The sequence below is a fragment of the Longimicrobium sp. genome, assembly GCF_048594345.1.
In the GTDB taxonomy this organism is placed as follows: domain Bacteria; phylum Gemmatimonadota; class Gemmatimonadetes; order Longimicrobiales; family Longimicrobiaceae; genus Longimicrobium.
In genome coordinates this window covers 39,014-51,360 of sequence record NZ_JBMDXM010000122.1, presented here as the reverse complement: position 1 = coordinate 51,360, position 12,347 = coordinate 39,014, and the positions used below count along the sequence as shown (strand labels likewise).

The 12,347-nt window shown below is 69.2% G+C and carries 9 protein-coding genes; 8 read left to right on the top strand and 1 reads right to left on the bottom strand.

Translation table 11 applies throughout. The features are described 5' to 3' along the window. Nucleotides 1-139 precede the first annotated feature (139 nt). The 6 genes from ACOJUJ_RS13435 to ACOJUJ_RS13410 all read left to right on the top strand — a co-directional run bounded on the left by ACOJUJ_RS13435 (nucleotide 140) and on the right by ACOJUJ_RS13410 (nucleotide 4,957). Nucleotides 140-1,426, top strand: coding sequence for a pyridoxal phosphate-dependent aminotransferase (locus tag ACOJUJ_RS13435; RefSeq protein ID WP_420127396.1), 1,287 nt, complete (start codon nucleotides 140-142; stop codon nucleotides 1,424-1,426). Nucleotides 1,427-1,482: 56 nt separating this feature from the next. Then, nucleotides 1,483-1,941, top strand: a complete 459-nt coding sequence (locus ACOJUJ_RS13430) for a DUF1579 family protein (RefSeq protein WP_420127395.1) — start codon at nucleotides 1,483-1,485, stop codon at nucleotides 1,939-1,941. A 157-nt stretch (nucleotides 1,942-2,098) separates the two neighbouring features. Continuing rightward, nucleotides 2,099-3,277 carry an RCC1 domain-containing protein gene (locus ACOJUJ_RS13425; protein ID WP_420127394.1) on the top strand — a complete coding sequence of 393 codons (1,179 nt, stop codon included), beginning with the start codon at nucleotides 2,099-2,101 and terminating at the stop codon, nucleotides 3,275-3,277. An 89-nt stretch (nucleotides 3,278-3,366) separates the two neighbouring features. Beyond that, entirely contained in the window at nucleotides 3,367-3,699 is a 333-nt protein-coding gene (locus ACOJUJ_RS13420; RefSeq protein WP_420127393.1) for a zf-TFIIB domain-containing protein, read from the top strand. Nucleotides 3,700-3,846: 147 nt separating this feature from the next. After that, a complete protein-coding gene (locus tag ACOJUJ_RS13415) occupies nucleotides 3,847-4,554 on the top strand; it encodes an alpha/beta hydrolase family protein (RefSeq protein WP_420127392.1) in 708 nt (235 codons plus the stop codon). A 34-nt stretch (nucleotides 4,555-4,588) separates the two neighbouring features. Then, on the top strand, nucleotides 4,589-4,957 hold the full coding sequence (locus tag ACOJUJ_RS13410; protein WP_420127391.1) for a hypothetical protein: 369 nt from the start codon (nucleotides 4,589-4,591) through the stop codon (nucleotides 4,955-4,957). Between the two features lie 671 nt (nucleotides 4,958-5,628). On the opposite strand, the gene ACOJUJ_RS13405 is transcribed toward ACOJUJ_RS13410, so the two are convergent. Beyond that, nucleotides 5,629-7,305 (bottom strand): SpoIID/LytB domain-containing protein, encoded by a 1,677-nt coding sequence (locus ACOJUJ_RS13405; RefSeq protein ID WP_420127390.1) that lies wholly within the window; start codon nucleotides 7,303-7,305, stop codon nucleotides 5,629-5,631. 1,804 nt (nucleotides 7,306-9,109) lie between these two features. Between ACOJUJ_RS13405 and ACOJUJ_RS13400 the strand changes: the two genes are divergently transcribed. Both ACOJUJ_RS13400 and ACOJUJ_RS13395 read left to right on the top strand, forming a co-directional pair. Continuing rightward, nucleotides 9,110-9,445, top strand: a complete 336-nt coding sequence (locus tag ACOJUJ_RS13400; protein WP_420127389.1) for a PadR family transcriptional regulator — start codon at nucleotides 9,110-9,112, stop codon at nucleotides 9,443-9,445. A 48-nt stretch (nucleotides 9,446-9,493) separates the two neighbouring features. After that, the gene (locus ACOJUJ_RS13395) at nucleotides 9,494-12,199 is read left to right on the top strand and encodes an ABC transporter permease (protein ID WP_420127388.1); all 2,706 of its coding nucleotides are present in this window, start codon (nucleotides 9,494-9,496) and stop codon (nucleotides 12,197-12,199) included. The last annotated feature ends 148 nt before the right edge of the window (nucleotides 12,200-12,347 follow it).

The following is a 12,347-nucleotide window of genomic DNA, read 5'->3' as shown; positions in this document are numbered from 1 at the left end:
GGGCTCCGCCGCGCGCCGGGAAGCCCCGCCGATCCGCCCTCGACGCCTTGTGGATTCCGCGGGCCGCGGATTTGCCCGGTGCTGCGCGACCGGGTAGACTCCCGGGCATGAAGCAGCCAATCCGATCGAACAGAAGCTGATGGAACGCAGACAAAGGACGGTCGCACCGCCCACCGTGCCGGGGTTTCGCGCCGTGCCGTTCACGGGCGTGATCTTTGTGATGGCGGAGGCGGCGCGGCTGGGATACGCATACGGGCACCCCGACTGGTGCAACCTGGGACAGGGGATGCCCGAAACCGGCGCCCTTCCCGGCGCTCCGCCGCGCGTGCTTGAGGCGCCCATCACCCCGGCGGACCAGGAGTACGCCCCCGTCGCCGGCATCCCGGAGCTGCGCGCGGCGGTGGCCGCGCTCTACAACCACCTGTACCGCCAGGGCAAACCGTCGCAGTACACCGCCGACAACGTGTGCATCTGCGGCGGCGGGCGGCTGGGGCTCACCCGCACCGTGGCCGCGCTGGGCGAGATCAACCTGGGCCACTTTCTCCCCGACTACACGGCGTACGAGGAGCTGCTCAACATCTTTCGCGCCTTTACCGCCATCCCCATCCTGCTGGAGGGGACCGACGGCTACCGCTTCGACATGGGGCGGCTGGAGCGCGAAATCCTGGGCCGCGGCCTTTCGGCGCTGCTGCTCTCCAACCCGTCCAACCCCACGGGGCGGACGATCCGCGGGCTGGAGCTGGCGTCGTGGGTAGAGGCGGCGCGGCGGCTGGAGTGCACGCTGCTGATGGACGAGTTCTACTCGCACTACGCCTGGTGCGCCACGCCCGACGAGCAGGGGATGGTGAGCGCGGCCCGCTACGTGGAGGACGTGGACGCGGATCCCGTCCTGATCATGGACGGGCTGACCAAGAACTGGCGCTACCCCGGGTGGCGCACCACCTGGGTGATCGGGCCGCGCTCGGTGATCGACGCGGTGACCAGCGCGGCGTCGTTCCTGGACGGCGGGGGAAGCCGGCCGCTGCAGCGTGCCGCCATCCCGCTGCTGGACCCCACCCACGTGCGCGAGGAGACGGCGGCCATCCGCGCGGCGTTCCTGCGCAAGCGGCGCATCATGGCCGACGGGCTGCGCGCGGCGGGGATGCGGCTGGACATGGAGCCCGAGGGCACCTTCTACGTCTGGGCGGACCTGGCGGGGCTGCCGGAGCCGCTGAACGAGGGGATGGGCTTCTTCGAGGCGGCGCTGCAGGAAAAGGTGATCTGCGTACCGGGCGAGTTCTTCGACATCAACCCCGGCAAGCGCCGCAGTGGCCGCACCTCGCGCTTTCGCACCTATGCGCGCTTTTCCTTTGGGCCGGAGGAAGCATCGGTGGCGGAGGGCGTACGGCGCATCCAGGAAATGGTTGCGCGTGCACGCGCGAAGTAGTGATACAGCCTGTAGATGCGCAGTGACACCTAAACCTGTTTCGGGGACATTGCCGGATGAGCGCACTGGATGAATTGGCCGCCTTCGCGGGGCAGTGGCAGGGCACGAGCACGCTTCAGGACCCCAGCACCGGCGGTCCGGACGAGTCGCAGTCCACCGCGACGGTAAGCCCGGTGCTGGGCGGGCGCTTCGTGCGCATCGACTACACGTGGAGCTACGGCGGCAAGCCGCACGAGGGGTCGCTGCTGCTGGGGTACCAGCGCAAGGCCGAGACGGCCACCGGGCACTGGATCGACAGCTTTCACAACGGCGACAAGGTGATGGTGTGCGCCGGGACCGTCCCGGAGGACGGCCCCTTCTCCGTGCGCGGCTCCTACGCCGCGCCTCCCGGGCCCGACTGGGGCTGGCGCATCGACGTGCTTCCCGAGGGCGACACACTGCGCATCGTGCATTACAACATCTGGCCCGAAGGCAAGGAAGAGCTGGCCGTGGAATCCCGCTACACGCGGGCGTAGCTTATCGGGACGATAGACACGGAGGCGCGGAGAGGCTGGTTCTCTCCGCGCCTCCTTTTTCACGCCGGCGCCGCGGAACCGGACGTGACGCGTGCTGGTACGAGCGCACCCACGTTCCGCCGGCACCGGCGTCATCCATCCCTCTCCCGAAATCCTCATGCGCGACATCACTCGCTTCCCGCGCCGTGTGCTCCTCCTGCTGGGGATGATGGCGCTCGCGGCTTCGCTGCACGCGCAGCCGGCGCGGTGGACGGAAGTGAGTGTGGGCGACGACCACGCCTGCGCGCTGGATGCGGCCGGCCGCGCCTGGTGCTGGGGGAACAACCACTCCGGCCAGCTGGGCGCCCGCACGCCGGAGCACTGCGGCATCGTGAGCGAGAGCGGGCGCCGCGCCTGCTATCCCACCGCCAGCGAAGCGGTGCCGCTCCCCGCCGGCGGCGAGATGCGCTTCGCCAACCTGGCGGTGGGGCGCTACGTCACCTGCGGCGCTGACGCGCGGGGCGCGGCGTTCTGCTGGGGGCAGCCGCTGGGGCCGCCTGACGCGTACGCGGACCGCTGCCTGCAGGGCGCGTGCAGCTTCGGGCCCGTCCCGCTGGAGGCAAGGACCCGGTTCACGGCGGTGGACATGGCCGCGCGTTGCGGCGTGCAGCGCGAGGGCACGGCGCTCTGCTGGGGGCACGACTTCCGCACCTCCGGCACCGCGGTGAAGCCCTGGCCGGGACTGGCGGCCTCGCACGTGGCGGGCGACCCGGAGACGTCCACCCGCTGCGCCGTCGCGGTGGACGGCCGCGCGTTCTGCCGGGGCGGGCCGGAGTTCGGCTTTGGGGGCAACGGCAGCCGCGACTCCGCGTCGCAGGGGACGGCGGTGGACCATCCGGTGCCGTTCACGCAGGTGGCGGTGCTGGGATGGTGGGCGTGCGGGCTGGATGCGGAGGGCGCCGCGCACTGCTGGGGCGCGGCCAGCTACGACGACGCCACCCGGGAGGCGACTGAGCGCGCCGGATTCGAACGGTGCGAGCGGTGGGGCACGCAGACGTGGTGCAACACCCGCCCGGCGCCGGTGGCGGGGGGCCTGCGCTTCCGCTCGATCACGGCGATGCCGCGGGGTTCCATGCCGAGGTTCGTGGAGATGGTGGGGCTCACCGCGTCCGGCGAGGCGTACGTGTGGGATGGGGCTCGCGTGCCGCGGCCGTGGAACCCGGACCGGCGCTGGGCCTCGATTTCCGCGGGCGACTGGGGCCAGTGCGGCGTCACCACCGGCGGCGAGCTGTTCTGCTGGGGCCGCGATCCCCACGAAGAGGTCCAGGGCCGCATTGCCCACCCGGAGGCACGCTGACGAGGCGGGCGGGGCTGGACGGGTCCGGGCCGCGGTGCCAGAATGGGTGCGTGGGTTCCGTGCGAAACTCCCCGGACGTGAGGATGACGATGAAGTGTCCCGTGTGCCTGCAGCCCGACCTGGTGATGGCGGAGCGGCAGGGAATCGAGATCGACTACTGCCCGCAGTGCCGAGGCGTGTGGCTGGACCGCGGCGAGCTGGACAAGATCATCGAGCGGTCGGCGGCCCAGCCCTCCGCCTCGCAGGCGCCACCGCAGCAGCAGTCCGGCTACCCGCCGCAGCAGCAGTCCGGGTACGCGCCGCAGCCCGGCTACGACCGCGATTATCGCGAGCACAAGAAGTACGACAAGGATTATCACGGCGGCTACGGCCACAAGAAGAAGCGCCGCGGCCTGCTGGGCGACATCTTCGACTTCGACTGACCGAAGCTCGTCCCGAAAGCTTCAAAGATAGGCCTCACACAGAGTTAGCAGAGTCAGCAGAGTGTGCTCCCGCTGACATCGCTGACTCTGGCGTGAGGCAGATCTTTGTAGTCTGGTAATCGCTCTTCATCCGCACCTGCGCCACCTTTGTCCACGATCTTCCAGACGCGAACGATCGCCGGCGTTCCGCTGCTCCTGGCGATGCCTGACGATGCCGCCGGGCCGCTGCCGGCGGTGCTGTGGTTCCACGGGTTTGGCGTGGACAAGGAGACGCACCGCAAGGAGCTGCGGCAGCTGGCGGAAGCGGGGTTCGTGGCGGTGGGGGTGGATGCCGCCGGCCACGGCGCCCGCCGCCTTCCCGACCTGGATGCCCGCCAGGCCGCGCCGCACGCGCAGGCGCTGCGCACGATGATCGAGTTGGCGTGGCGGACGGCGGACGAGGTTCCGGCGCTGGTGCGCGGGCTGGTGGAAGAGGGGCTGGCGGATGGCGGGCGGATCGGCGTGACCGGCGTGTCGATGGGCGGCTACGTGGTCTACGCGGCCGTGCTGACGGAGCCTGCGATCCGTGCGGCGGTTTCGATCCTGGGCTCGCCGGAGTGGCCGGAGGGGGACAGCCCGCATCGTCACCTCGACGGATTTCGCCGCACCGCGCTCCTGTCCGTCACGGCGGAGCGGGACGAGAACGTGCCCCCCGCCGCCGCGCGCGAGCTGCACCGCCGCCTGGCGGAAGCCGAACCGGATTCCGCGATGCACCGCTACGTGGAGCTGCCCGGCGCCGTGCACCTGATGTCGGAGGAGCACTGGAACCGGGCGATGGACGAGACGCTGCGCTGGCTGTCCCTTCACCTCCGCTGATCGCCGGCGGCCGGTCCCATCCACCGAACGCATTATGGTCGCTTACGACGACGAAGAGCGGCGAGACGACATCCACACGCGCAAGGCGGAGCGTCTGGAAGAGCTGGAGTACGACATCGGCAGCTATCGCCGGGTCGCGCTCTTCGGCGTGGTGTTCCTGGCGTTTGCGGTCTGGATGGATTGGCTGACGCTCGTCTGGCTGCGCGACGTGTTCCGGGGCGAACCCATCGTCCCCGCGGACGAGGAGCCGTGGTCGGCCTGGCTGGGGCTCCTCCTGGGGTTCTTGATGATCGGGCTATGCAACGTGCTGGGCGTGCGGATGCTTCTGCACGCACGTACGCAGCGCCGCCGGACCGCCCGCCTTGCCGAGCGCCTGCGCCGCGTGGGCCGCGGCGGGCGATGATCACGCCGCGCGTCGTGTCGAAAACCCTCTACTGAAAACCCAGAGCCAGTCATCCTGAGGGAGCGCACCACCTGCAACCAGAAGTCACACAATGACATGCGCGCGACCGAAGGACCTTCTCTCCGCCACCGTGAGGCCAGATTCGGGGCATAAAGTCAGCCTCACGCTTCTGCCGGCAAGGTCCTTCGGTCGGCGCCAAGGTTCATCGTAAGAGCCAGATTACGAGCGGCGCCTCCCTCAGCCTCAGAGGGTGTGGAAATCGCGGTTCTTCGTATGAATCGCACAGTCATCCTGAGGGAGCGCCGCGCTGAACCTTCAGGAATACAAGAGCTTACGCGCGACCGAAGGACCTTCTCTCCGTCACCGTGAGGCCAGATGCGGGGCATGAAGCCAGCCTCACGCTTCTGCCGGCAAGGTCCTTCGGTCGGCGCCAAGGTTCATCGTAAGAGCAGATTCCGCGCGGCGCCTCCCTCAGGATGACTGGTCTGGCTGGAGGTTGAGCATCCGTCTCACACGCACCCGTATCTACGGAAAGCACAGCGCCTCCCCCGGAATGATCCAGAGAAGGCGCTTCACATCATCCATCCGCGTCCCGCACGGCGCCCGCGGAACCGGAGCGGGCCAACTCCGTTGACTCCGTTAACTCCGTGTGAGGCATGCCGTTCAGCGCGTCACGCGCTGGTGCAGTCGTATGGGTCGGTGAGAACCGTGGGAACGGTCGAAATGCCGTTGCGGCGCGTGCCGTTCTTTACCTGCAGCACGATCCCCGTGTAGTACTTCTGCAGGATCTGCGTGTAGGTGTGGCCCGCGCGCGCCATCCCCACCGCGCCCGTCTGCGCCATCCCCGCGCCGTGCCCGTTGCCGCCGCCGTACACGCGGTACCCCGTCAGCGCGCCGGACGAGTTCGTCAGCCGCTCCACCACGAACAGGGTGCTGGGGAGCAGCGTGGGCACGCCGGAGGTGTTGATGTACGGCATCGCCGAGCGAATGGCCGTCCCCGTCTCGGTGAACGTGCCCGCGTCGGTGACAAACTGGATCTGCGTCACGCGGCCGCTGGTGGACGAGCGCGACAGTACGTTGATCGCCGTCACGTTGCCCACCGGCTGGTTGGCGAAGTCACCCACCACGCAGCTCATCTGCGCCATCGTCCACGTGTAGTTCCAGCGGTGGTAGCTGTGCCAGCCCGCGTACGCACCCGTCCACGTCGGCGTGCGCAGGTCGGTGAGCAGCGCGCTGACGGAGCTCAGCTCCTGCCCCGCCGGCGCGTCCCACACGCTGCGCATGTACGCGTCCGTGCCGGTGAACACGTCCTCTACGTTGCTGGTCTTGCCGCCGCTGGTGGCGTAGAACAGCGCGTTGATCAGGTTGCCGTTGTAAGTGGCCACGATCCCCGCCGTCGCGTTTACCGCCGCCGTGCTTACGGAGTGCTCCGCCGCCGCGCCGCCGTACACCTGGTCCTGCACCGTGGCCACCAGGTCGTACCCGTTGTTCCAGTGCTTGCCCAGGTTGCCGTGCGCGTAGGTGCGCGCCGCGACCGCCTGCGCCTTTTGCGCCTCCACCTCGGGATACGCCACCGGCCCCAGCTCGCGGGGCACCACGCCGTACAGGTACTCCTCCATGGGCACGTCGTTGATGCCGGCCAGCGTTCCCGACGCGTTGCGCATGACCTCGGCGATGCCCCGGTACTGCGCCGTGCCGCCAATCAGCACGCGCGCCGTGGACGCCACGGAGATGCGCGGCGGGTTGCGCGAGCTGGCCGACGTCCCGGTCGTCTTGGTCGTAACGTAGCGCGGCTCGTAGATGGTGGTGTTCACCGTCTTCCAGATCGCGGCCGACGTCGCCAGGCCCGCGTTGATCACGTTCTGCTTGTACGTGGCCTCGGCCGTCGCGTCGATGGGCAGCGGCCGCTCGCCGATGTACACGCGCCAGCAGCTGGACGCGGGCACGTGCTCCCACGCGGAGGGAAAGCCCGCCGCCACGCCCGCCGCCACGCGCTGGTCGCGATCGGCCGTGGTGGTGGTGCAGACCACCTGCAGCCGGCGGTTGTTGGTGGCGACGGCGGCTGACGGGTTGTGGGTAACCGTCACCTGCTCGTTGGCCAGCCCGGAGACAAGGTACGTGTTCGTCCCCTTCTCACGGACGTCGTACCCCACCGTCGCGCCGATCTTGACCGACGTGGCCGCCGTGACGATGCCGATGCGGATGCGCCCCGCGTACGGCTCCAAAACGTTCTGCGCGGCCGCCGGAGGCGGGGCGGCCGAGGGCACGGTGGGGCTCTGATCCGCGCAGCCGGCGAGCGCCGCCGCCAGCAGTGCCAGGAGCGCGAAACGTGAACGTGGTGGATGCATCTGCACCGCCTTGGAGAGGGGACGTGGGATCCGGACGGCGTTTTGGGCGGGGCGTCCGGACGGTGACTCAAAGATGCGCTTCGCCCCGCCGTTGCGCGAGGGGAAATTTCGAAGAAACGCGGAGTTCACGCCGAAAATCGGCAGTGCGGAACGTGGACCGTGTTCTACGCGCTCCTGCGCGAGACAGGTTCTTTCGACAGGAAGAGAAGGCACATCGGGCGATACCCTCGGGGCGATGCCGCCACCGCCCAGCCGGCCCCCGAAGCTGCGCCGGCGACTTCGGTCGCGCGCCAGTCTTCATCGAACGGGCAGCTTACGCGTGGCGGCTTCCTCATTTGTCGGGAAGTCAACGCGTCGAGGGCTTGCCACCCCCGGAGAATGAGGGAGGGGATAGGAAAAAGCACCACCGGCCGTGTGGCCGGTGGTGCTTTTGGTCTGCCGCTTCCTGACGCGATGGCCGCAAGGGTCATCCCGCCGACGCGGAAGATTTCGCCTTACGATCGGCTCAGGCGCCGATGCGGCGATCGCTTGCCCGGGTCAGGTTGCGAGCAGTCGTCGTCATGGACAAGAGATCACCTCCTTTATTCAGGTTCAACATAGGGCGTGAACACCGCAGGGAACCCTCGGGCTCCCGTTGGTCCGAGGCGGCATCCTTCCGGACGCCTCCGTCGGCCCCTGCGCTGCACCTAAGCAGCGCTCGCGGAATAAGATACCACACTCTAGGGGATCACGCAACCCCTCCGGAAATCCGGAAAACAGGGTCCGTTTGGCGGCAGGGTTCCGGAGGATCGCGAGCAGCGTTCCGCTGCACGTGCTGCCGCTGAGCGGTCTCCCTGTAGCCAGACGCTGCGCACCCGTCATCCTGAGGCTGAGCCTGAGAGGATATTGAACATTCCACCCAACGGTGGCTGGCGTGGCTGTCGTAGTCGATGCCGTGCTTCGTCTTCGAGCCTATCCGTCATCCTGAGAGGGTGTTGAGAACCCTCGGATCGTGCCAGTCATCCTGAGGGAGGCGCCGCTCCATAACCTGTTTATACACACTACCTTGGCGCCGGCTGAAGGACCTTGCCGGCAGAAGCGTGAGGCTGGCTTCATGCCCCGCATCAAGCCCCACGGTGGCGGGGGCGAAGGTCCTTCGGTCGCACGTAAGCTCTTGTGGTCCTGAAGGTTCCGCGTGGCGCTCCCTCAGGATGACTGCGCTGCCGTACGAAGAACCGAGTTTCTCAACGCCTTCTGAGGGCGGCGCCGCTCCGCACTCTGCTGATACACAACCCTTTCGCGCCGACCGAAGGACCTTGCCCGATGAACCAGGAGCCTTGAACGGCGCCCGGGGGCTGGGTTTCGCGCGACCCGACGGAGATCCTTCGGTCGCGCGCAACCTTTTGTGGATGCGTACGTTGCGGGTGTGCGCTCCCTCAGGATGACACCGTGCTTCTGTGGGGCATCGGAGTTTTCCAACACTGGCCTTGGTAGGATGCGTGGCGGCGACCGAAGGACCTTGCCAGCACAACCGCGAGGCTGGCTTATCTGCCCTGGCGGAACCCCCGCGGTCGCGTAGAGATGGTCCTTGGGTCGCGCGCAAGCGGTTGCGTGGCTTACGGTTTCGTGCGGCGCTCCCTCAGGATGACGGGTCTCGCGATGATCGGACGACGGAGCGACATCCTCCGCATCCCCATATCCCCCTCCACCTCCCTTCCCCCGCCCTCTTCCACCAAAAACCTGACTCGCTCCTCTTGACAGCGAGAGGAGAGAAATGCATCCTTCCTTTTGATGGCTACAGGAACACCCTCATCCGGAGCTGCACGTGGCCCCGCGCAACCAGACCGACGCCCTTCGCGGCTCGCTCGACCTGCTGGTCCTCAAGACGCTTTCCCTTGCGCCGATGCACGGCTGGGGGATCAGCCAGCGCATCCAGCAGATTTCCGAGGGCGTGCTGGAGGTGAACCAGGGGTCGCTCTACCCCGCCCTGCAGCGGCTGGAGAAGGAAGGGCTCATCCGCAGCGACTGGGGCAAGACCGAGAACAACCGCCGCGCCTGCTACTACGACCTGACCCCCGCCGGACGCCGCGCCCTGGGCACCGAGGTGGACAGCTGGCGGCGCTTTGCGGCGGCCATGGAAGTCATCCTCCACACCCCCTGACCGGCACCCCGGGGGCGCCTCCGCCCTCCCTCCCCACAGGACTACCCCATGAGATGGATGCACGGGATGCGGGCGCGCCTGCGCCTGCTGTTTCGCGGCGCCGCCGAGGACCGCATGTCGGAGGAGCTGGCCTTTCACCTGGAGATGGAGACGGAAAAGAACCTGCGCGCGGGGATGAGCCCGGCCGAGGCGCGGCGGCGCGCGATGCTGGCGTTCGGCGGGGTGGAGGGGCACAAGGAGCGGATCCGCGACGGATGGACGTTCGCGTGGGCGGGCGGCGTGTCGCTGGACCTGAAGCTCGGCTTCCGCATGCTGCGCAAGTACCCGGGGCTTACGCTGGTGGGCGGCCTGGCCATGGCGTTCGCCATCTGGGTGGGCGCCGTCACCTTCGAGGTCCTTTCCCAGGTCGTGCACCCCTCCCTTCCCCTTCCCGGCGGCGACCGTATCGTGGGGCTGCGCCAGTGGGACGCGGAAGCAAGCGGAGCCACGGCGCCGCGGCTGAACGACGTCGCCACCTGGCGCACCGGGTTGCGGACGGTGCGGGACGTGGGCGCCTTCCGCACGGTTTCGCGCAACCTGATCGTGCCCGGCGTGCCGATCCAGCCGGTCGCGCTGGCGGAGATGAGCGCGTCCGGCTTTCGCGTGGCGGGCGTGGCGCCGCGGCTGGGCCGCACGCTGCTGGACGCGGACGAGCTTCCCGGCGCGCCGGGCGTGGTCGTGCTGGGCCACACGCTGTGGAAGGCGCGCTTCGGCGCCGATCCGGCCGTGCTGGGGCGCCAGGTGCGGCTGGGGAGCACCACGTACACGGTCGTGGGGGTGATGCCGCGTGACTTCGGCTTTCCCATCGCCCACGAGATGTGGACGCCGCTGCGGCGGAGCGAGTTGGACGCGGTGCCCGGCGCGGGCGCCGGCGTGGGCGCGTTCGGGCGGCTGGCGCCCGGGGCCACGCTGGCGGAGGCGCGGGCGGAGCTGGCCACGCTGTCCCGCCGCGCGGCCGTGGACCATCCTGAAACGCACCGGCACCTGCGCTCGCAGGTAATACCGTACGCCAACACCATTCTGGACCTGTCCGGCGCCGATGCGGCCGTGCTGATGTCGGTGAACCTGTTCCTGGTGATGCTGCTGGTGCTGGTGTGCGGCAACGTGGCGCTGCTGACGTTTGCCCGGGCGGTGTCGCGCGAGGGAGAGCTGGCGGTGCGCAACGCGCTGGGCGCCAGCCGCGGCCGCATCATCGCGCAGCTGTTCGCCGAGGCGCTGGTGCTGGTGGGCGTGGCGGCGGCCGTGGGGCTGGCGGCGACGAACGCCGGGCTGCGGTGGTTCCTGGACGCGGCGGCCACGACCAGCTTTAGCGGCGGGTTGCCAGGGTTCCCGTTCTGGATCCGCGACCACATCTCGCCCGCGACCATCCTGTACGCGGGGCTGCTGACGGTGGTTGGCGCGCTGGTGGCGGGCGTCCTTCCCGCGCTCAAGGTGACCCGCTCCCTCGCTCCGCGGCTGCGGCAGGCCAGCGCGGGCGGAGGCGGATACCGGTTCGGCGGGCTGTGGACGGCGGTGATCGTGGCGCAGGTGGCGGTGACGGTGGTCTTTCCCGCGGCCGCCGTGATGACGCAGCGCGAGGGAGCCCGCGAACAGTCGGGCGACGTGGGCTTTCCCACGGCGGAGTACCTGTCCGTGCGGCTGGAGGTGGACCCGGCGGACGCCGCGCCTGGGCGGGCGGCGGACACGACGGAAGCCGGACACCTGGCCCGCGTGGCGGCGACGACGGCGGAGCTGGAGCGGCGGATGGAAGCCGATCCCGCCGTGCTGGGCGTGACCTTCGCCGGGCGCATGCCGCGCATGGCTCACTCGCACGGCGGGATTGAGCTGGACGAGGGCGGCGCGGAGCCCATCGACCCCGTCATCGGCATCCGGCGGGTGGCGTTCACCTCCGTGGCGCTGGACTACTTTGCCACCGTGGGCGCGCCGGTGCTGCGGGGCCGCGGCTTTCACGCGGGCGACCTGCAGCCCGACGCGCGGGTGGTGGTCGTCAACCAGTCCTTCGTCCAGCGCCAGCTGGGGGGGCGCAACCCGATCGGCCGGCACCTGCGGCTCCTTCCCCCCGCGCGGCGGGGCCAGGCGGCGCCCGCGGAAGCGCAGCCGTGGTACCAGATCGTGGGCGTGGTGCCGGACCTGGGGATGGGAATGGAGCCCGAGGGCTTCTACCTCCCCGCCGCGCCCGGCGCCGCTACTGCCCTCTACATGGCCGTCCACGTGCGCGGCGATCCGGCGTCGCTGGCCCCGCGGCTGCGCACGGTGGCCGCCGCGGTGGATTCCACGCTGCAGCTGCACGAGCTTGTGCCGCTGGACCAGGTGAACGCGGACAAGTTCCTCGTGTTCTGGTTCTGGCTCATCATCCTGGTGAGCGCGGTGGCGCTGCTTCTTTCGCTGGCCGGCATCTACGCGGTGATGTCGTTCACCGTCTCGCGGAGAACGCGAGAGATCGGCATCCGGGTGGCGTTGGGCGCGGACGCGCGGCGGCTGGTGAGCGCCATCTTCCGCAAGCCGCTCGCGCAGGTGGGACTCGGCATCGTGGTGGGCGGCATCGTCGTCGCGATCCTCCCCACGATCGTCGAGATGGAGACGATTTCGGCGAAATCCACCGCCCTGGTCATGGCGTACGCCGCGTTCATGCTGTGCGTGTGCCTGCTGGCGTGCATCGTCCCCACTCGCCGGGCGCTGGCGGTGCAGCCGATGGAGGCGCTGCGGGCGGAGTAGGCGCCAGTGCTGTGCAGGCCGAACGTCGGGAAGGAAGAACAGAGGAAGGGGTACAGAGGAACAGACAACAGCCAGAGGAACAGAGGAAAAATCGGGTTGTCCTCTGTCCCTCTGGCTTTTCTCTGTTCCTCAGTACCCTTCCTCTGTT

What these genes read in the sequence shown, in the direction of transcription:
- ACOJUJ_RS13405 (WP_420127390.1), bottom strand. Translation starts at nt 7,305, where the DNA reads ATGCATCCACCACGTTCACGTTTCGCGCTCCTGGCACTGCTGGCGGCG.
- ACOJUJ_RS13425 (WP_420127394.1), top strand. Translation starts at nt 2,099, where the DNA reads ATGCGCGACATCACTCGCTTCCCGCGCCGTGTGCTCCTCCTGCTGGGG.
- ACOJUJ_RS13435 (WP_420127396.1), top strand. Translation starts at nt 140, where the DNA reads ATGGAACGCAGACAAAGGACGGTCGCACCGCCCACCGTGCCGGGGTTT.
- ACOJUJ_RS13410 (WP_420127391.1), top strand. Translation starts at nt 4,589, where the DNA reads ATGGTCGCTTACGACGACGAAGAGCGGCGAGACGACATCCACACGCGC.
- ACOJUJ_RS13395 (WP_420127388.1), top strand. Translation starts at nt 9,494, where the DNA reads ATGAGATGGATGCACGGGATGCGGGCGCGCCTGCGCCTGCTGTTTCGC.
- ACOJUJ_RS13420 (WP_420127393.1), top strand. Translation starts at nt 3,367, where the DNA reads ATGAAGTGTCCCGTGTGCCTGCAGCCCGACCTGGTGATGGCGGAGCGG.
- ACOJUJ_RS13430 (WP_420127395.1), top strand. Translation starts at nt 1,483, where the DNA reads ATGAGCGCACTGGATGAATTGGCCGCCTTCGCGGGGCAGTGGCAGGGC.